Below are 19687 nucleotides of genomic sequence, written 5' to 3'. Positions count from 1 at the left end.
AAGGAGCTTTTTGAAAGTGACGCCGGCCGGGAAATCACACGGAATCCGGCTGGCGGGCTGAGGAGGCGGCCTGTGGATCCGGGCAAAGTGCGCAGGGCTGAACTGCGGTCCGGCTTCAGCCGCGGCTTCCGTGTGCCGGCGTCTCGCCGGATCCGTTCCGCTCCGGCGCGGCGTACCGCCGGCACCAGCGGCGCCGATCTGAGCCACTCGGTCCTGCAGTGGTTCGCGATTATCGCGCCGCTGACCACCATTGCCACCGCGCTCGCCTTCTGGTTCGGCTGGACCATGACGTCCACCCGGACGGCCTACTTCGGAATCGACCAAAGCGTCCTTGAATACTCCACCGTCGACTACCTGCTTCGAAGCGCCGACGCCCTGATCGTTCCCGCCATCTTCATCCTGCTCATCACCATCGTCTGCGTTGCCATCCACGCTCTGACGGCGAGCATCATCCGGCGTGGCGCCGGCCTTGGGTTCGTTCAAATCGGTGCGGGCACTGTGCTCCTGGCCGGTATCTCCGTCACGGCCCTCGGGGTCTGGACCATGTTCGAAGAGCTTCCCTTCGCCGTCCCGTTCCTCTTCGAATCGGCCGCGCTGGGCGGTGGCATCGCCGTCAGTGCCTACGCCTTCTGGGTGCTGCGGCGGGTTGCGTTCGCCGGCCAGCGGGGCAGGCGGCTGCCTATGTGGGAGAAGCTCGGCTACGTGTCGGTGGTCCTGCTGGTGGTGCTGGCGTTGTTCTGGGCATGTTCCTCATATGCCGGTGCCCTGGGAACCGGCCGGTCCCGGGACTATGCGCGGGACCTGCACAAGCGCCCGTCGGTGACGGTCTACAGCCTGCACTCGCTGGCCCTCGGAAGTTCGGTGCACGAGGAGAAGGTCACCGCCCCCGGAGCCAAGTACGGCTTCAAGTACACAGGCCTCAAGTTCGTCACGCTCAGTTCCGACAAGTACTTCCTGTTGCCCGCCGACTGGTCGCGCGGCCGGGGTGTGGCCATCGTTCTTGAGGAAAGCCCGGAATACCGGGTGGAGTTTGAACCAGGGGAAGGATAGGCGGATGCGGCACGGTGCTATCCGCGGTCTGGCAGGTGCGGCCATGGCGGTCCTGTGTGCCTGTGGCGGGCCGTCGGAAAATGGGGTCCCCAACGGTGGCTCTTCCGCCGTGGCGGTGACCAACCGGGTCAATATCGGGGAAAACCAGTGGATTGTCGAACCCGACGCAGGCCGCGCGGGTGCGGGTGTCGGCGCCGTTGAGTCCTTCGAGATCGTGAATGACACCGGCGGGGAGATCGTCCCGGACGTGGGATTGAACAAGACGCTGTTCAGGATCATTGAGGATACCTGCATGGCGGGTGTAAAGCCGGGTCAGAAATGCATTGTGCGCGGCGAGTGGCTGGCTGCAGGGGCGAAGGCGGCCACGCTCAATGTTGCGGTTTCCAAGCCCGGCGACACCGGTGCCTCGACCAAACGGATTACGGTCCCGCTCGAACCGGCAACAAGCACGGCCGCGCCCGCCAAGAGAACCGTCGCACCTACACCCGGTCCAACGGCCACGGCCACAACAACTTCAACAGCAACGTCAACGGCCACCGGAAGCGCAACGCCAACCGGCACCTCCACCCCGACGGGATCGGCCACGGCCCGGGACTTACCCACGCGTTCGGCGCCTCCCGCAACCAACAACGTAAAGCTCGGCGATTAGGCCACCGTCTCCCCCTCGCTGGCGACGCGTTCCTTCATTTCCGACTCGCGGATTCCCCTTCGCACCCCATATATGGCCGCGTCACGGAATATGCGGGTCGAGGGCGTATTTGCGTGTCGGCAGGTCATCGGAAGGTGCGACGTCGGCCCGCGCCTTTGCTGCGTACCTCCAGTGAGCGGGGGGCGGGAGAACGGCCATAACTGAGCGTGCGTCGAAGGGGAGGCTGTCCGGAGCGAGCGCTGGCGACGCGTTCCTTCATTTCCGACTCGCAGATTTCCCTTCGCACCCCAGATATGGCCGCGTCACGGAATATGCGGGTCGAGGGCGCATTTGCGTGTCGGCAGGGCATCGGAAGGTGCGCCGTACCGCCCTTGACAGACGTGGCGCGGGTCACGCAATATATGTATCGATACAAGTTTTTCGGGACGCAACGTCAGCGCGGACGGAGGTGAAAGATGCAGCAGCTTCAGGGCATGTGCCGGGACTCGTTCCCGTACGCCCTTGCATCACAATGCGGCGGTGGATTCCCGTTCAACAATGCGGACGGAGCTCACGAACTCCGTCGGCTCCCGCTTGGGCGAGCCGCCGGAAATCCGCTGCACCAGCAGCTTCACCGCCATCCGGGCCATTTCGGCACTGTCCGGGTCAACGGTGGAAAGGGTGGGCGTGCTGTACTGGCCCTCCGTGAGGTTGTCGAAGCCAATGACTTTGACGTCCTCCGGAACGCGGAGCTTGGCCTCGTGGAGGGCACGGAGAGCGCCAAGGGCCACGGTGTCCGTAGCGCAGAACAGGCCGTCGAACCGGACGCCGGAACCGACGAGGCGGCTAGCGGCTTCATGCCCGCCCTTCAATGTCCATTCATTGATGGTGATGTGCAGCGCGGGGTCGGTGTCAATTCCTACGGCTGCCAGGGCCTGTTGGTAGCCGGCGAACCGGAGCGAGGACGCATCCGGGTCGGCTCCCATCGGGCCCATAACGGCGGCGATCCTGCGGCAGCCGCGCTCAATCAGATGCGCGGTGGCTGCCTCCGCCCCCTCCACGTTGGCCATCGCAACGTGGTCCACGGGACCGGAGAAAATGCGTTCGCCGAGGATCACGATGGGGTAGTCAACCCGCAGCATGTTGGCATCGCTGGCGCTCAGGCCCACGGTGCTCAGGATCAGTCCGTCGTACATCCGGTTGCGGGACAGTGCCAGGGCGCTGATTTCGTTTTCCTTGCTGCGGCCAGTCTGCTCGACCAGGACGCGGAGGTTGTGCGCGGCGGCTTCCTCAATGACGCGGGCCGCGAACTGCCCCCAGTAGGGGCGGTCGAATTCGGCGACCGCGAGCCCGATGGTGAAGGTCCGGCCGGAGCGCAGGTTCCGGGCGGCATGGTTGACGCGGTAGTCCAGCTCTTCCATCGCCTTGACCACCTTGGCGCGGGTGCTGCTCTTCACGTGGGGGTGGTCGTTGAGGACATTCGAAACGGTCATCGGCGAAACCCCGGCTGCCTTGGCCACGTCCTGGATGGTTGCCATCGTCTTCCTTCTTCCCATAGCAATCCGGCCTGTCTTCCGATCAGCGTACGTCAAACCCTTGTATCGATCCACAAGTGTTGTATCGATAAATATTTTAAGGAGAATCTTTTGGACCACTCCAACGGGGACCCCGCCGTCCCGGCCCTCATTGAGGGCTACTACGCGGATCCGCACCTCTGCGTCTTCGGCGACAGGTACTTCCTGTACCCCACCACCGACGGCAGCAATGAATGGGGGGCTACGTCCTTCCGGGCGTTTTCGTCCCCGGACCTGATCGAGTGGACCGATCATGGGGTCGTTTTTTCCTTGCCTGAACACACGCGCTGGGCGGAGGCACATGCGTGGGCTCCCGCCGTCGCGGAACGGGACGGGCGCTACTACCTCTACTACACCGCGGAGCGGGAGAACATCGGCGTGGCCGTGGCTTCGTCCCCGACCGGGCCGTTCACGGACCTGGGAAGGCCGCTGGTCGCTGAGGGGGATTTCCCCGGCCGGGCCATCGATCCGAACATTTTTATCAACGACGACGGCGCCGCCTACCTTTGCTGGGGCAACAGTGTGGCCCACACCGTGCCGCTGAACGAGGACATGGTCTCCTTCAACCCTTCCGGCGTGGTGTCCTGGATTCCCACCGGTTTCCGCGAGGCGGTCAACCTCCACCGGCGGGGGGATGTCTACTACCTCTCCTGGTCGGAAAACGACACCCGCGACGAGGACTACCGGGTCCGCTATGCCACCTCCACAAGCCCGTTCGGACCATGGACCGACCGGGGGGTGCTCCTGGAGAAGGATCCCCAGCGGGGCATCAGGGCAACCGGACACCACTCCATCGTCAGGATCCCGCACACCGACGAATGGCTCATCGCCTACCACCGCTTTGCCATCCCCGGCGGGACCGGCTACCGCCGGGAACTGGCAATCGATCCGTTGGTCCACACCGACGACGGCCTGCTCCAAAAGGTCATTCCCTCCCGCGAACCCATCGTGAGGGATCTGGCCGGCTATCGCACTCAATCCGAAAACGCATCAAAATAGCACTAGAAAGGCACCTGCCATGCTTAACCACACAAACAGCCCGCAGCGCCGTCGGAAGACCTCCCTGCGCCTGACAGTCCTCGGCGCCGTGGTCGCAGCCGCGGCCGCACTGACGGGGTGCGGTTCCTCCGGGGGGTCCGGATCCGAAAACACGGTCAGCTTCTACTCCTGGGACAACGAGGCAAGCATGAAGCCGGTCCTGGACGAGTTCAAGAAACAGAACCCCTCGATCGACCTCAAAGTCTCCTACGGCACCCCGGTCCAGGGATATATCTCCACCCTCCAGACCCGCATCAACAGCGGAACCGCGGCCGATGTTTTCATCATCACCGCCGAGAACAAGACGGAAATCATGGAAGGCGGGTTCGCCAAGGACCTCAGCGGCGAGCCCTGGATCGGCAACATTGCTGATGCCGCCAAGGCCACCTACACCAAGGATGGAAAGGTGTACGGCGCGGCAACCGCCTCGTGGGGCGGCGGCATCCTCTACAACAAGGACCTTCTGGCCAAGGTCGGGTTCACGAATCCGCCGGAGACCTGGGACGACTTCCTGGCGCTGTGCAAGAAGCTCAAGGACGCCGGCATCACCCCGTTCTACGAGAGCGGCGACGGCATGCCGGTGAGCCTGGCGGCCCTCGTCGGGCTCCAGAACGAAGCCAGCGGAGGCACGATGGATGCCGATATCTGGGCCGGGAAGACCTCCTTCGCCAAAACCTGGACCGAGCCGCTGAAGGACTGGTCCGAGTTGTTCAAGCAGGATCTCGTCTCGCCGTCCGTGGCCGGCCTGACCGGGGACCAGATCACCTCCGAGTTCCAGCGGGGCTCCGTGGCGATGATCGGCACCGGCTCGTGGGCGCTGGGCAGCATCCAGAAGGCAGCGCCGGACATGAAGCTGGAGTTCATGCCGGTCCCGGGTGACTCCGGCACGTACTGGGCGGGCGCCGTCTCACCCGGATACGCGGTCAACGCCAAGGCCAAGAACCCGGACGCGGCCGAAAAGCTGGTCGAGTTCCTCCAGAGCAAGGCCGGCGTCGAGCTTTACCAGAAGCAGAACGCCGCCATCACCACCACAAAGGATTTCACGCCCGAACTCGATCCTGCCCTGTCCTCGATGGTGCCGGCAGTGCGTGATGGCAAGTTCTACCTTCCCCAGGTGACCTGGCCCACGAACTCGGCAGCCCTGAACAGCGAGGCCGTTTCCCTGCTCCAGCAGCTCATCCAGGGCCAGACCACTCCTGAAAAGGTCGCATCGGCACTCGACGCGAAGCTGGCGTCGCTCCAAGGCAAGTAGCACTCCGAAGGGCCGGCGGCGGCAGCACCGCCGTCGGCCCTCTTCCCCAGAAAGGCAGCTTTACCTTGGCACTCTCCACAACCCCCGAACTGCAGCCACTGCAGCCGCAAACGAGCAGCAGCAGGACGCTTACGCGGAAACGGCCGCACCGGCTCTCCGTCACCTCATGGGTCTTCATGGCCCCCATCGCAGTGGTCTTCGTGGTGCTCTACGTGATCCCGATGTCCCAGTCGCTGTACTACAGCTTCACCGACTTCGACGGCTACGCCAGCAACCCCGAGTTCGTTGGCTTCGACAACTATGCCGGGCTCTTCAAAGACCCGTCCATGCTCTCGGCGCTCGGCTACACCATTTTCTACGCGGTCTCCACCACCATCCTGGTCACCGTGACAGCCATCCCGCTGGCGCTGGCCCTGAACCGGAAGTTCTTCGGCCGCAACTTTGTCCGCTCGGCATTCTTCTTTCCGGCTGTTCCCAGCGTCGCCATCCTGGGCCTGGTCTGGGGCTTCATCCTCAACCCCCTCGGCTCGGGCGTCCTGAACAGCATCATCCGTTCGCTCACGGGACTCGGTCCCATCCCGTGGCTCTCCGACAGCACGCTCGCCCAGCTCTCCACCGTAGCCGTGACCATCTGGGCGCTCACGGGCTGGCACGCGGTGCTGTATCTGGCATACCTGCAGGCCATCCCGGCCGATTACTACGAAGTCTCCAAGATCGACGGCGCCAGCAGCTGGCAGAGCTTCCGCTACATCACGCTTCCCCTGCTGATCCCGGCCATGGCCGTCAGCCAGCTGCTGCTGATGACCAACGGCCTGAAAGTCTTCGACCTGCCGTTCACCCTCACCCGCGGCGGCCCGGGCTTCTCCACCAGGACCCTCACCCAGTCACTGATCGAGGACGGCATCGCCCAGTCACGCGTCGGGGCCGCATCAGCCCTCGCCGTCCTCTTCCTGATCGTCGTCGGCCTCGTCGTGCTGGGCCAGATGGCCCTCTCGAACGCACTGCAAAGGAAATACTCATGACCAAGACCCGGCACGCCCTGACGTCCGTGCTCATGATCGCGCTCGCCGGCCTCATGAGCGTCCCCTTCTATTACATCGTGGTCAACACGTTCAAGACCCAGCAGGAGACCACCAACAGCCCGCTGGCGCTTCCCACAACCTGGGTCCTGGACAACTACATCAAGGTCTTCGAAGGCACCCAGATCCTCCAAAGCCTGATGAACACGGTGTACGTCACGGCCATCTCGATCTTCCTGATGCTTGCCATCGGATCGCTCGCCGCGTTCGGCCAGATCACCGGGCGCAGCCGGACGTCCCAGATCATCGGGGCAGTCCTTATCGCCGCGTTCATCATCCCCGGCCAGGCCACCCTCGTCCCGCTGTACCGGATGCTCGTCGGCGTACGACTGGTGGATTCCCTCGAAGGGCTGATCGTGATCTACAGCTGCGGCTCCATCTTCTGCTACTACCTCATCCTCGGCTACATGCGGACCATCCCGGCAGAGGTCCTTGAGGCTGCCAGGATCGACGGCGCCGGGCCCTTCCGGATCTACTGGATGATCGTCCTGCCCCTCATCCGGCCCATCCTGGTCACCGTCGGGGTGTTCCAGACCATGTGGGTCTGGAACGACTTCATCACCCCGAACGTGTTCATCAGCTCGGAAGAGAAACAAACCCTGGTCCTGCAGGTCTACTCCGCGGTGGGGCAGTTCACCACCGACTGGCCGTCCTTCATGACCCTGACCGTCATCGTCCTGATCCCGATGGTGGTGTTCTTTATCTTCATGCAGCGGCACATCGTCAGCGGGCTCGTCAGCGGAAGCGTCAAGGGATGACCGAAGACCCGGCCGGCTACCTCTTCGCCTACTTCACCTCAGCGGCCGAGTCCGACGGGGAGCAGGTACATTTCGCGTTGAGCGCGGGCCCCCAGCCTCTGGACTGGCAGGTCCTCAACGGCGGCAGGCCGGTCCTGCATTCCACGGTGGGGGAGCAGGGCGTCAGGGACCCGTTCCTGCTCCGCGCGGCCGGCCTCCGTGGCGAGCGCGCCCGGTACTACCTCCTGGCCACGGACCTTTGCATCGCCAGGAGGAACCCGGCAACCGCGTGGGAGGACTGCATCCGGGCCGGCAGCCGTTCCATCGTGGTCTGGGAAAGCGAAGACCTGGTGTCCTGGACCGACCCGCGGCTCGTGGAAGTCGCCCCGCCGGACGCGGGAAACGCCTGGGCACCGGAAGCTGCCTACGACGCCGCAAGCGGGACGTACCTGGTGTACTGGGCGTCCACGCTCACCCCGGGTTCCGGTGACGGAAGCTCGTACCACCGGATGCTCTGCGCCAACACCACCGACTTCAAAAGCTTCACGCCCGCACGCGTCTGGATTGACCGCGGCTGGTCGGTCATCGACTCCACCGTCGTCCAAGCAGACGGCTACTTTTACCGCTTCAGCAAGGACGAACTCTCCGCCGATTCATCCTCCCCGGACGCCAAGTTCATCACCGCCGAGCGTTCGGACACCCTGGACAGTACGCAGTACTCCGTGGTCGCCACCGGGATCGGCAAGAATGAGCTCGTGCACGGCGAGGGCCCCATTATCGTCCGCGGACCGGGACCCGATTCATGGTTCCTGTTCATCGACGAATTCGGCCACCGCCGCTACACCGCCTTCACCAGCGATTCGCCCGCATCGGACACCTGGACCCCGGTGCCGGCGGCCATGCCCCCGGGCGCCAGCCACGGCTCCATCCTCGCGCTGACTGCCGGGGAATACGAACGGCTCGCGGGCAGGTAGCCCGGCAGCCGGGCCGCCGCGATCCCAGGTGGCCCGTCCGGTCTGCGCTGCGCTTGTCACTGGCCGCTGCGCACACTCATTCTCGACGCGCGAATATCCGGTGCGCGGGGGATTTTGTGCGTCACAGACGTGGTTGCCTGTCGAGAACCTCGGACCGCGGACGACGGCGGGGCACGCCGGCTTCCGTGGGCGGTTCCGTCGGCCCTACCCGGCGGTAGTGCTTGCAGCGGCTGTGTGATGTAATGCTAAGCAACCTTACTGTTTCATTAATGCAATGCGCTGCAGGCCGGGCCTTGCCGCATCCCAGCTACCCGGATGGCGTTGAGCGTCAAGCCTCGTGATCTGAAGGGAATATGAGCCATGCCGGAGCAAAGCACAACGGGCCAGCTGCTCGGGGGCCGTTACCGGCTCCAGGAGCTGGTCGGCCGCGGAGCAGCTGCGGGCGTGTACCGGTCGTTCGACGAGTTCCTGGGCAGGGAAGTGGCGGTCAAGATCTTCGTCAAGGAGGCCGGCGAACCCGAACTGCTTGCCCGGCAGGAGGCTGAGATCCGGATTCTTGCCTCCCTGATCCACCCCGGTTTGGTGACGCTGTTTGATGCCGGCACCGATGCGGCGATGGAACGCAGCTTTGTGGTGATGGAGTACGTGTCCGGCCCGGACCTACGCCAGTTCCTCCGCGAGGAGCCTATCGAGGCAGCCAGCATCGCCAGCATGGGCTCGGATCTTGCCTTTGCACTGGACTATGTACACGGCCGCGGCGTGATCCACCGGGACATTAAGCCGGGTAACGTGCTTCTTTACAAGCAGCGGCCCAGCGAGCCGGATTCCCCGTGGCGGGCCAAACTAGCTGACTTTGGCATCGCCCGGGTGATGGAGGAAGAGCATCTGACCGGGACGGGCCGCACGGTGGGCACTGCCGCCTACCTGAGCCCGGAACAGGCCCTCGGGGAGAGTGTGGGTGGGGCCAGCGACGTCTACTCGCTGGGACTGGTGCTTCTGGAATGCTTTACCCGGCACGTTGAGTTCCCGGGAAGCCAAATCGAGTCAGGCGTGGCACGCCTCAACAGGGACGCCGTCATTCCCGACGATATCGGTCCAGAGTGGAAGGCCCTGCTGGCTGCCATGACGGCGAGGACTCCCGCGAACCGGCCCACCGCGGCAGAAGCTGCGGCTGTTCTGCGGCAGTTGGCCGTGAGGCCGAGCCAGCCTGAAGCGGCCGCGGCCCCTGCCGGCGCTGTGCAGGTGCTTTCGCCTGTTCCTGGGCCACAGCCGGACCTGCCGCCGCACCTGCCGAAGGCAGTCCGTCCGCGGCGGAGAATACTGGGCAGGCGTGCCCGGGCAACAGCAGGGGCGTGCGCTGCAGCGGTTATCCTCGGGGTGGCCACCACCGCCACGTTCGGCGGTGCCGGCTCAAACCAGCCTCTTGAACAGACAGAACCGGCTGCCCCAATACAGCCGGTGCACAACAATCCGGTGGACTTTCACCTGGACCAGCTTGAAGCCGCCCTCGCGCCGTCCGCGGTATCCCGGGAGGCCCTCAGCCAGTTGGCCCAGGCAGTGCTCACCAACGACCTGGAGGCCGCCCTTCGTCACCTGGACCGGCTTGAGCGGGATGTGGCTGACGAAGCGGCCGCCGGTGGCCTGACGTTCGCGCAATACAAGGGCATAACCACCGCCATCCGCATGGTCCGGCTCGACCTTGATACCATCGCCGCCGCCACTGGCGGATCAACGGTTCAAGCGGTTCCCGCCGGCGCCGATTCCTCATCTCTCAACAGTCCGGACGCTGTCCCCATCGCAGAACCATTGCCGGTCATCATCGAGCCACAGGCTCCCGCCGCCGAATACGCTGACGACAACAGTGCCGACCAGCAGGAGGAGCAGCCCGCGACGGACGCGGATAACAACGCCGGCTCCTCCCACGTCGTCAAGGCAAAAGACGGTAAGCCGAGCAACCCCGGGAAGGGAAACGGCGACTGAACCCCGCTTACTGGCCGCTGCGCAGGTTCATTGTCGATGCGCGAATATGCGGGGCGCTGGGGATTCTGCGCGTCACAGCCGCGTTTGCGTGTCAAGAACCGCGGACCGCGCACGACGGCGGCGCACGCCGGCCGCCGCGAGCATGCGTTCCAGCTTCCCTGGTTCCATGAGGTCCGCCCAGTCCCACCGCACCACGTTGTTGCCCAGGGCCCGGATCCGGTTCTCCCGGTTCTTCTCCGCCACCACGGCCTGCGACGGCGTCCGGCCCTTGAGGAACTCGGGCTTGACGTACTTCTCCTCGCCATCAAACTCGCCCACCACCCTGGACCTCTTCCAGTAGAAGTCGGTGTAACCCAGCAGTCCGGAGGCATCGGAGAACTGCTGCTGAAGGACAGGGGCCTCGAACCCGGCGGCGTGGATGAAGGCCCGGCTCAACGACTCCCCGGCCGAGCCCGAGGCCGGATCGGCAAACCCGAGAACCGCCCGGATCCTTCGGCACGCAGCAGCGGAGTAGATCGATCCAATCCCAGCCTCCAGTTCAGCCTTGGTCAGGGCCGGCAGCCCGCGGGCTCTGTCCGGCCGGAGTACATGGTCCACTGGGGCCACGGCGTGGGTAAACGGCGTGAATGCTGCCAGATCCAGCACGGTGCGGATCCTGTCGGTAACCAGGAGGCCCTCACGCGTCACCACAATCAGGCCCGTCCGCGCGGCATAGTGGCGGCTGACTCCGGCACGCGACCGGCCGCCGTCGTTCTTCAAAGTGAGCGCCTCCACCGGATGGTCCCCGATGGTGGGCACGTCCCAGATGCTCGCGGCGGAGTGCCGCGCGAAAATCGTGGGCTTCTCGAACGTTTCCCCGGCGGCCTGGACCCGCAGCCGGTACTGCTGCCACGGCTTCATGGCCCGCCACGCTTCCCCGTCCACGTAGACGCCATGCCGGACCCGGACGAGGCCGCCGGACTTCACCCGCTTGGCGATCTCGTTGGAGCTCAAGCCGCGCAGCATGCGATCGCGGGACAGGAAAAGCGGCGGAAGGTCTGGCATATTCCGAACTTGCCAGCCTTGCACCGTGCATCGAAGGGGTTGGCGCCGCTATGTGGAGAACTGCTGGCGACGCGCATCTGCCGTTGCGACGCGCATCTGCCCTGGCGCGACTGGAATTTGGCATGCGAATTGGCAGATCCGCGTCGAAAGTGGATTTGCGCGTCGAGTGTGGGGGGAGCCGGGAGGTCGGAACGTACGACGGCGGCACGCGCCTGCCAGCCGTACCTGCCGGTATTGCCCCTCATCACAAGCGGGGCTACGTTGTCGCCATGGATCGCATGGCCGTACCAGGTGATATTGACGCCATTTGCAGCGGCCTGCCGGAGGTTGAACTCGGGACGTCCTGGGGTGACCGCCCAACGTACAAGGTTCCCCGCGGGCCGAAAGGGCGCGGTTTTGTCATGTACCGGGCGCCGCATAAAACGGCCGTGGACCCGGAGACCGGCGAGCTCTATCAAGACCTGCTGGTCATCGTGGTCCCGGATGACGCCGCGAAGGCAGCCCTGGTGGAGGACCCGTCCGTGCCCTTCTTCACCGTTCCGCATTTCGACGGCTACAACGCTGTCCTCGTGCAGGAGTCACGGCTGGGCGAGATCGCGCGCGACGAACTGGCCGAGATCATCGTCGAAGCCTGGGCTGCGCGGGCACCGAAAAGGCTGGTAGCTCAGTTCTTCGCCGGACGTTGAGCCCGCATTCCCGACTCGCATGTGCCTTGGCGCGACTGGAATATGGCCTGCGAAACGGCAGATGCGCGTCGAAAGTGAATTTACGTGTCGAGTGTGGGGGAGCCGGGATGCCGGAGTGTACGACGGCGGCGCTCGCCATCCTGCCCAGGCCCAACCACGGGAGCGGGTTGCGTCGCCAGTCGGTGAGAAGCTGACGACGCGCATCTGCCGCCACGACTCGCATCTGCCCTGGCGCAGCTGGGATTTGGCGTGCGAATTGGCAGATGCGCGTCGACCCATTGGATTTGCTCGTCGAGGGAGTGGCCGCAGGAGGTGAGAAGGCGTCGCAGGGAAGGCCGCAGGAGGTGAGAGGGCGTCGCCAGGAGAGCCGCGATAGGTGAGAGAGCGTCCCCGGGAGAGCCCACGTAGGTGAGAGAGCGTCGCAGGGGGAGGGGCAGCGCTTGACGGTGCCACGGGCAATTGCATATCCTGAACGAACGGTCGGTAAATAATTCCGCACGTCCCAGAAGGTCATTGCATAGGAGCAACCATGGCAGCGCAGAACCTGCAGTCAGTGCCCGCTGAGCCAACAGCCGGAACCAGCGAAGCGGCAGAAGCGGAGGCCCAGGCCCACTTCGACCGCGTCATGGCCGAGGACTCACGCATCGAGCCCAAGGACTGGATGCCGGCGGCCTACCGCAAGACCCTCCTGCGCCAGATCAGCCAGCACGCGCACTCCGAGATCATCGGCATGCAGCCCGAAGCCAACTGGATCTCCCGTGCCCCCAGCCTCAAGCGCAAGGCCATCCTCATGGCCAAGGTCCAGGACGAGGCCGGCCACGGGCTCTACCTCTACAGCGCCGCGGAAACCCTTGGCCAAACAAGGGACGAGATGATGGACGCCCTCATCGCCGGCAAGGCCCGCTACTCCAGCATCTTCAACTACCCGGCGCTCACGTGGGCGGACATGGGCGCCATCGGCTGGCTGGTGGATGGCGCAGCCATCTGCAACCAGGTCCCGCTGTGCCGCGCCTCGTACGGACCCTACGGCCGCGCCATGGTCCGGATCTGCAAGGAGGAGTCCTTCCACCAGCGCCAGGGCTTCGAGATCCTGCTGGAGCTCTCCAACGGAACGCCGGAGCAGAAACAGATGGCCCAGGACGCAGTGAACCGCTGGTACGCCCCGGCCCTGATGATGTTCGGCCCCCCGGACGACGATTCCCCCAACTCCAAGCAGTCCATGGCCTGGAACATCAAGCGCTTCAGCAACGATGAGCTCCGCAGCCGCTTCGTCGGCATGATGGTCGAACAGGTCAGGGTCCTGGGCCTCACCCTCCCCGATGACCAGATCCGCTTCAACGAGGACACCAAGAAGTGGGAGCACGGACCCCTGGACTGGGACGAGTTCCACGAGGTCCTCGCCGGCCGCGGCCCCTGCAACGCCCAGCGCCTGGAGCGCCGGAGGGCAGCGCACGACGACGGCGCCTGGGTCCGCGAAGCAGCCGCCGCTTATGCGGCAAAACAGTCAGCAAAGATGCAGAAGGAATACGCAGCATGAGCCCGATGGCACCACACGGCAACCCGGAAGAGCCGGCCAGCTCGGCCGCAGAGATCAAGCGCGAAGCCCCGAAGGTTTCGACAAGCTCAACCAACGAGGTTTCGACAGGCTCAACCACCGGGGTTTCGACAAGCTCAACCCATGACCGCTCCGCCTGGGGCCTGTGGGAGGTCTTCGTCCGGTCCAGCCGCGGCCTGAGCCACGTCCACGCCGGGTCCCTGCACGCGCCGGACGCCGCCATGGCCCTCCGCAACGCACGCGACCTCTACACCCGCCGCAACGAGGGCGTCTCCATCTGGGTTGTCCCGGCTGAAGCCATCGCCTCCAGCGACCCCGACTCCAAGGGCGCCTTCTTCGAAAGCCCGCAGGGCAAGGACTACCGGCACGCCACCTACTACACGAAGAGCGAAGGGGTGAAGCACCTGTGAGCAACGCCCAGACAAGCCCCGAGCAAACAACAGGCCACGGCGACATCTCCACCGGCGTCGCAGGCGGCGACTCCAACGCCAGCGCAACCAGGATCACCCCCGGCAACGCCCTCCGCCCCGAGGACATCGCCCTGGAAGTCAGGACCGGCCTGGCCAAGCCCAGCGAGGACATCGCCGAGTACGCCCTGCGGCTCGGTGACGACGCCCTCATCCTCGCCCAGCGCCTGGGCCACTGGATCTCAAGGGCCCCCGAGCTGGAGGAGGACGTGGCCCTGGGCAACATCGCCCTGGACCAGCTGGGGCACGCCCGCAGCTTCCTCAGCTACGCCGGCGGCGGACTGACCAACGAGGACGGCAGCACAAAGTCAGAGGATGACCTGGCCTACTTCCGCCGCGAGCACGAGTTCCGCTCCGTCCAGCTGTTCGAGCAGCCCAACGGCGACTTCGCGGCCACCATCGCCCGCCAGTTCGTGGTGAGCTACTACCAGTTCGAGCTGTACCGCCGCCTGACGGAATCCACAGACGAGACACTGGCCGCCATCGCGGCCAAGGCCGTGAAGGAAGTGGATTACCACCGGGACCACAGCGCCCAGTGGATCCTCCGCCTTGCCGGCGGCACGGACGAATCAAGAACCAGGATGATCCACGGCCTACGCCTGATGTGGCCGTACGTCAACGAACTGTTCCAGGACGACGACCTGACGCGGCGGCTCGCGGAGGCGGGCGCCGCCGTCGCGCCGTCCAGCCTGCGGAAGGACTTCGACCGGCTGACCGGCGAGGTCCTGCGCGAGGCCGAACTGGAGGTGCCGGACGTCCCGGCGGCCCCCGGCGGCGGCCGGCACGGCAAGCACTCGGAGCACCTTGGCTACATCCTTGCGGAGATGCAGGTGCTGGCCCGCGAGCATCCCGGAGCCAGCTGGTGACTGCGGCCATGTACATCTCGGACTTCGAAACCCGGACCCGGACCCCGCGGCAGAAGGCGTGGGAAATCGCCGCCACCGTGGTGGACCCGGAAATCCCGGTGCTCACCATCGAGGACCTGGGCATCCTGCGGGACGTGCAGGTGGAAACGTACGACGCCGGCACCTCCTCCGTAGGCACCGCACCGAAGGTGCGGGTCACCATCACGCCCACGTACTCGGGCTGCCCGGCCATGGACGCCATCCGCGACGACCTCAAGACAGCGTTCGCCAAGGAGGGGTACACCGACGTCGAGGTTGACCTGGTCCTCGCCCCGGCCTGGACCACCGACTGGATGACCGAGGCCGGCAAGGCCAAGCTCCGGGAGTACGGCATCGCGCCCCCAACCGGCAAGGCCCACCACGGCCCCGTCAAGCTGACCATGGCCGTCAAGTGCCCGCAGTGCTCCAGCCTGAACACCAGGGAACTCACCCGCTTCGGTTCCACGTCCTGCAAGGCGCTGTATGTGTGCCAGGACTGCAAGGAACCGTTCGACTACTTCAAAGTCCTGTAAGGAAGCCCCATGCCTGTTGTCCGCCAGACCGCCGCCGAAGAGGCGCAGGCCACCGGCCGCCGTCGTCCGTCCTTCCACACCCTCGCGGTGAAGGAGGTGCGCCGGCTGACCGAGGACGCCATCGAGGTCTCGTTCCACGTGCCGGCGGAGCTCGCCGGCCAGTTCGACTATTTGCCCGGCCAGTACGTGGCCCTGCGCACCACGCTGCCGGACGAGACCGGCGAGCCGAAGGAAATCCGCCGCAGCTACTCCATCTGCGCCGAGCCGCGCAGCTTCGAGGACGGCACCAGCGAGATCCGGGTGGCCATCAAGAAGGACCTGGGCGGGCTGTTCTCCACGTGGGCCAACGCCGACCTGAAGGCGGGGGACACCCTGGACGTGATGAGCCCGATGGGCGCGTTCGTGTCCAAGCACGGCCGGGACGGGGTGGCTGTGGAGCAGAACGTCATGAACTCCATGAACCACCCGGAGGACCTGGCGGGCGAGCCGGGCACGTTCGTTGCCATCGCCGCCGGCTCCGGGATCACCCCGGTGATCGCGATCGCCCGGACGCTGCTGGCCGCCAACCCGGACACCCGGTTCGACCTGATCTACGCCAACAAGGCCGCCATGGACGTGATGTTCCTGGAGGAACTGGCGGACCTGAAGGACAAGTACCCGCAGCGTCTGGCCATCCACCACGTGCTGTCCCGCGAGCAGCGGATCGCGCCGCTGCTGAGCGGCCGGATCGACGCTGAGAAGCTGCAGCAGCTGCTGGGCACCGCCATCCACGCGGACGATGTTGACGAGTGGTTCCTGTGCGGGCCGTTCGAGCTGGTGCAGCTGTGCCGGGACACCCTGGCCGAGCGCGGCGTGAAGCCGGAGAACGTCCGGTTCGAGCTGTTCACGTCCGGCAAGCCGGACCGCCCGGAGGGGCACGCCGGCCGTCCCGTGCTGGTGGACGAGTCCAAGGAGACGTACAAGATCACGTTCAAGCTGGACGGCCTGCAGGGCGAGGTGGCCAGCCCCACGCACGCCCGCGAGTCGATCCTCAATGCGGCGCTGCGGGTCCGGCCGGACGTGCCGTTCGCGTGCGCCGGGGGAGTGTGCGGCACGTGCCGGGCCAAGGTGGTCACCGGCAGCGTGACCATGGACGAAAACTACGCGCTGGAGCAGGATGAGCTGGACAAGGGGTACGTCCTGACCTGCCAGAGCCACCCCACCAGCAAGGAAGTCACCGTCGACTTCGACGTGTAGGCCCAGTCGTTGATTGAGCTTGTCGAAATCGTCGAAACCAGGACCCGGTGGTTGAGCCTGTCGAAACCGAGCCTGTCGAAACCGTCGAACCCCGGTGGTTGAGCCTGTCGAAACCGTTAAAACCCGGTGGTTGAGCCTGTCGAAACCTCCTCCGAGCAGAATCGAGAAATTGATGATCTCCCTTTCCATCAGCAACGGCGTGGCCGAAGTTGTCCTGGACGCCCCGCAGAAGCTGAACTCGCTGGACGAGCATGCGCTCAACGAGCTGCGCCAGGCGTACGACGACGCTGCTGCCGCCGCCGACCGCGGTGAGGTGCGGGCGCTGCTGCTGCGGGGGGAGGGGCGCGCCTTCTGCGCGGGCCGCGACATCCAGCACGTCACGCCGGAGAGCGACGACGCCGCCGCGTACCTGGGCGGGCTGGTGGAGCCGCTGCTGAAGAAGATGGCGGCCTTCCCGGCGCCGACGTTCGCGGCGGTGCAGGGCGCGTGCCTGGGCGTGGGGCTGGGGCTGGTGCTGGCCACGGACGTGGTGTACGTGGCGGAGAACGCGAAGTTCGGGTCCCCGTTCGCGAAGCTGGGCGCCACGCTGGACTCGGGCGGGCACTGGTACTTCACTGAGCGGCTGGGCATGCACCGCACGCTGGACCTGATCTACACGGCGGACCTGATCTCCGGCGCCGAGGCGGTTGCCCAGGGAATGTTCAGCCGGGCGATGCCGGCGGACACACTGCTGGACAGCACCCGGGAGATCGTTGCCCGGGTGGCGTCCGGGGCCACAGGGGCGTTCGTGGCCAGCAAGGAGCTGGTGGCGCACATCCGGGACCAGCGCCTGGGTCTGTGGGAGGCCATGCAGGAGGAAAACAGCGAGCAGGCGCGGCTCTGCAAGACCGAGGATTACGCCGAGGGCTTCCGGGCGTTCCAGGAGAAGCGCGAGCCGGTTTTCAAGGGATAAGCACTAAATTCTGACTCTTCTCCCTGGCCTGCAAGAGGGCCATCATTGGCTTTTATAGCGCTGTTGGTTGTCGGGCTGAGCGGCCGCCGGCGGATGGGAGAGGACCGTGCTCGCTGCAATGCTGTGCAAGTTCAATATCCACCATCAATGGCATGGTGAACATACCGACGACGGCGACCTCTACAAACGATGCCTGCGCTGCGGCAAGGATGCTTATGGCGGGGACGGCGCTTCCGACGGTTGGGCCTTGAAGCGGTGGTGGTAGGGTCCACCGGCAGCCCGGAAAGCCCTCCCGGGCCGGGGCGTGGCGTGGCCTAGGGGCAGAGCCGGTCGAGGGTCTCCTGGAGGGCAGAGACCATCTGGTCATCCCACAGGTTGAGCTTGTCATCCGTCTCCGGGTCCTCAAGCGGTGTGGGCATTGGAGGCGGGACCAGGGTCATGGTGGCCTGGTACTGTCCGTCGGTGCTGGCGACCGAGGCAGTGCGGTACGTCCAGAATCCGCCCGTACCGCCGAACCGGTGGTTGTCGTCGCAGCCCTGGTTCCACTTCCAGAGCCCGAGGCCGTACAGCGGAAAGACCTCGGTTTTGGTCATCTCCTGCAGCGAGCCCTGGGACACCAGGTCTCCGCGGAACAGGGCTGCGTAGAAGTCGTTGATGTCGGACATGGAGGAGATCACTCCGTAGGCAGGTGAGCCGAGAGTGCCCGGGGACTCGGTGACATCGAGGCGTTCGCCGCCGTAGGTGATGTAGCCCCGGATGACGGAGGGGGTGGCGGCTGTGGCCGGATCAACGGACGTGTCCTCCAGCTTGAGCGGATCAATGACCTCCGCGCGCAGGACCTCGGTAAACGGCTGCCCCCGCAGTTTCTCCACGAGTTGGCCGAGCGCCATGTAGCCGGAATCGGAATAGCGAAAGGAGCCTACGTCCCGGGCGTCCCAGGGCAGCTGGGCTGTCAGTTCCAGGGCCCGTTGGGTACTGATGTCTTCTGATACAACCCGAGGGACGTCGTCGGCGGTTTTCTCGGTGACCTCCTGGAAGGTGTGCATGCCTGATGTGTGGCCCAGGAGTTGCCGGACGGTGATGGGTCCGGGCGGCTTGAGGACGGTGGTGAAACTGTCCAGGATTCCGTTCACCGGGTCGTCCAGACCGATCAGGCCGTCCTCCACCAGCTTCATGACCGAGACGGCGGTCATGGACTTGGTGATACTGGCGACGAACACCTGGTCCTCCGGCGTCGCGGCTTCCCTCGACTCCAGGCTACGGACGCCGTAGGCCCGGGACCAGGTTCCTCCCGGCCACCTGACTTCCGCCACCACAGCGACGGAGCCTTGGTCCACAAAGGCGCGCATGGTGTTATCGATCGACCTGGTGGGAGGCGGCGCGCTGCCAAAGGAAACAGGGGCGGGAGCCGGCTCTGAGTAGGTGCACGCGCCCAAGGCCAGCGCCATCGCAGCCAACGCGCTAAGAAGGGGCAACCGAGATGTGGTCAACCGACTGGATGGCCGTGGCTGCAGGTGGTTTCCCCCGGCAAAAGCTCGTGACCCTGAATGCAGGTAGCCGAGGGAGGGGGCGGAGTGTCGTGTGCCAGGAAGAAAAGACTGCTGTGGCCGTGGGCGATGGCGGCGTCCTCGCGCTTCAACCAGGATGTCCGCTGAGGGCCCTCTTTAGCCTCACTTTTGTGGGAGCGGTGGCTGTTCCTGAATGGGTTTCCGACCACGGCTGACCGCGACCTTTCCAACGATCCCGTCCCTGCAATGCAGTGATTTCCGGTACCACGAGTATAGGCTCGGCCCCTTCGCAACGACAGAGACGCTGGCACCTACAGCTACACGTTCACTGCCACAGGAGGCCACGCAGGACGGAAACAGGGAGCAGGCGGCTTAGGTAGATATGCCTTCCTGGCTTTAGGTAGGTACGGTCGGCCTGCTGGAACGGGTATTAAGTACTCGTGATTCGCCCTCCAGTTGGTTGTTCACTGGAAGTACCGGCGAGGATTGGGAGTTTGCCACTACGGCTCT

Annotated in this window: 19 protein-coding genes; 16 read left to right on the top strand and 3 right to left on the bottom strand. The window is 65.3% G+C overall.

Annotated elements, in window-relative coordinates; translation table 11 throughout:
• Positions 1-72 precede the first annotated feature (72 nt).
• Both ACJJV6_RS03440 and ACJJV6_RS03435 read left to right on the top strand, forming a co-directional pair.
• Positions 73-1050, top strand: coding sequence for a hypothetical protein (locus tag ACJJV6_RS03440; protein ID WP_407709966.1), 978 nt, complete (start codon positions 73-75; stop codon positions 1048-1050).
• 4 nt (positions 1051-1054) lie between these two features.
• Entirely contained in the window at positions 1055-1699 is a 645-nt protein-coding gene (locus ACJJV6_RS03435; RefSeq protein ID WP_407709965.1) for a hypothetical protein, read from the top strand.
• 506 nt (positions 1700-2205) lie between these two features.
• On the opposite strand, the gene ACJJV6_RS03430 is transcribed toward ACJJV6_RS03435, so the two are convergent.
• Positions 2206-3216: a LacI family DNA-binding transcriptional regulator gene (locus ACJJV6_RS03430; RefSeq protein ID WP_407709964.1), complete on the bottom strand. Its 1011-nt coding sequence runs from the start codon at positions 3214-3216 to the stop codon at positions 2206-2208.
• A 108-nt stretch (positions 3217-3324) separates the two neighbouring features.
• On the opposite strand from ACJJV6_RS03430, the gene ACJJV6_RS03425 reads away from it, so the two are divergent.
• The 6 genes from ACJJV6_RS03425 to ACJJV6_RS03400 all read left to right on the top strand — a co-directional run bounded on the left by ACJJV6_RS03425 (position 3325) and on the right by ACJJV6_RS03400 (position 10312).
• On the top strand, positions 3325-4251 hold the full coding sequence (locus ACJJV6_RS03425) for a family 43 glycosylhydrolase (RefSeq protein WP_407709963.1): 927 nt from the start codon (positions 3325-3327) through the stop codon (positions 4249-4251).
• A gap of 19 nt (positions 4252-4270) precedes the next feature.
• Positions 4271-5542: an ABC transporter substrate-binding protein gene (locus ACJJV6_RS03420; RefSeq protein WP_407709962.1), complete on the top strand. Its 1272-nt coding sequence runs from the start codon at positions 4271-4273 to the stop codon at positions 5540-5542.
• A gap of 65 nt (positions 5543-5607) precedes the next feature.
• Positions 5608-6564, top strand: a complete 957-nt coding sequence (locus ACJJV6_RS03415; RefSeq protein WP_407709961.1) for a carbohydrate ABC transporter permease — start codon at positions 5608-5610, stop codon at positions 6562-6564.
• Positions 6561-7379, top strand: coding sequence for a carbohydrate ABC transporter permease (locus tag ACJJV6_RS03410; RefSeq protein WP_009356464.1), 819 nt, complete (start codon positions 6561-6563; stop codon positions 7377-7379). The genes ACJJV6_RS03415 and ACJJV6_RS03410 overlap by 4 nt, the downstream gene beginning before the upstream one ends.
• Positions 7376-8332 carry a glycoside hydrolase family 43 protein gene (locus ACJJV6_RS03405; RefSeq protein WP_407709960.1) on the top strand — a complete coding sequence of 319 codons (957 nt, stop codon included), beginning with the start codon at positions 7376-7378 and terminating at the stop codon, positions 8330-8332. Before ACJJV6_RS03410 ends, ACJJV6_RS03405 begins: the two co-directional genes overlap by 4 nt.
• 360 nt (positions 8333-8692) lie before the next feature.
• Positions 8693-10312: a serine/threonine-protein kinase gene (locus ACJJV6_RS03400; RefSeq protein ID WP_407709959.1), complete on the top strand. Its 1620-nt coding sequence runs from the start codon at positions 8693-8695 to the stop codon at positions 10310-10312.
• Between the two features lie 72 nt (positions 10313-10384).
• Here the strand turns inward: ACJJV6_RS03400 and ACJJV6_RS03395 are convergent, their stop codons facing one another.
• Positions 10385-11305, bottom strand: a complete 921-nt coding sequence (locus ACJJV6_RS03395) for a hypothetical protein (protein ID WP_407709958.1) — start codon at positions 11303-11305, stop codon at positions 10385-10387.
• Positions 11306-11634: 329 nt separating this feature from the next.
• Between ACJJV6_RS03395 and ACJJV6_RS03390 the strand changes: the two genes are divergently transcribed.
• The 8 genes from ACJJV6_RS03390 (at position 11635) to ACJJV6_RS03355 (ending at position 17934) form a co-directional block, all read left to right on the top strand.
• Positions 11635-12042 (top strand): MmcQ/YjbR family DNA-binding protein, encoded by a 408-nt coding sequence (locus tag ACJJV6_RS03390; RefSeq protein ID WP_407709957.1) that lies wholly within the window; start codon positions 11635-11637, stop codon positions 12040-12042.
• Between the two features lie 529 nt (positions 12043-12571).
• Positions 12572-13579 (top strand): 1,2-phenylacetyl-CoA epoxidase subunit PaaA, encoded by a 1008-nt coding sequence (paaA, locus tag ACJJV6_RS03385; RefSeq protein ID WP_407709956.1) that lies wholly within the window; start codon positions 12572-12574, stop codon positions 13577-13579.
• A gap of 5 nt (positions 13580-13584) precedes the next feature.
• Positions 13585-14007, top strand: a complete 423-nt coding sequence (gene paaB, locus ACJJV6_RS03380) for a 1,2-phenylacetyl-CoA epoxidase subunit PaaB (RefSeq protein ID WP_407710463.1) — start codon at positions 13585-13587, stop codon at positions 14005-14007.
• Entirely contained in the window at positions 14004-14930 is a 927-nt protein-coding gene (paaC, locus tag ACJJV6_RS03375; protein WP_407709955.1) for a 1,2-phenylacetyl-CoA epoxidase subunit PaaC, read from the top strand. The genes paaB and paaC overlap by 4 nt, the downstream gene beginning before the upstream one ends.
• An 8-nt stretch (positions 14931-14938) precedes the next feature.
• Entirely contained in the window at positions 14939-15481 is a 543-nt protein-coding gene (gene paaD / locus ACJJV6_RS03370; protein WP_407710462.1) for a 1,2-phenylacetyl-CoA epoxidase subunit PaaD, read from the top strand.
• A 9-nt stretch (positions 15482-15490) separates the two neighbouring features.
• The gene (gene paaE / locus ACJJV6_RS03365) at positions 15491-16717 is read left to right on the top strand and encodes a 1,2-phenylacetyl-CoA epoxidase subunit PaaE (protein ID WP_407709954.1); all 1227 of its coding nucleotides are present in this window, start codon (positions 15491-15493) and stop codon (positions 16715-16717) included.
• A 172-nt stretch (positions 16718-16889) separates the two neighbouring features.
• Entirely contained in the window at positions 16890-17669 is a 780-nt protein-coding gene (locus ACJJV6_RS03360) for an enoyl-CoA hydratase/isomerase family protein (RefSeq protein WP_407710461.1), read from the top strand.
• Between the two features lie 106 nt (positions 17670-17775).
• Complete coding sequence (locus tag ACJJV6_RS03355; RefSeq protein ID WP_407709953.1) at positions 17776-17934, top strand: hypothetical protein; 159 nt, start codon at positions 17776-17778, stop codon at positions 17932-17934.
• A 49-nt stretch (positions 17935-17983) separates the two neighbouring features.
• On the opposite strand, the gene ACJJV6_RS03350 is transcribed toward ACJJV6_RS03355, so the two are convergent.
• Complete coding sequence (locus ACJJV6_RS03350) at positions 17984-19018, bottom strand: serine hydrolase domain-containing protein (RefSeq protein WP_407709952.1); 1035 nt, start codon at positions 19016-19018, stop codon at positions 17984-17986.
• Positions 19019-19687 lie beyond the last annotated feature (669 nt).

It is taken from the genome of Arthrobacter nitrophenolicus (assembly GCF_045833485.1).
Lineage (GTDB): Bacteria > Actinomycetota > Actinomycetes > Actinomycetales > Micrococcaceae > Arthrobacter > Arthrobacter nitrophenolicus.
This window is presented reverse-complemented; position numbering and strand designations above follow the sequence as displayed.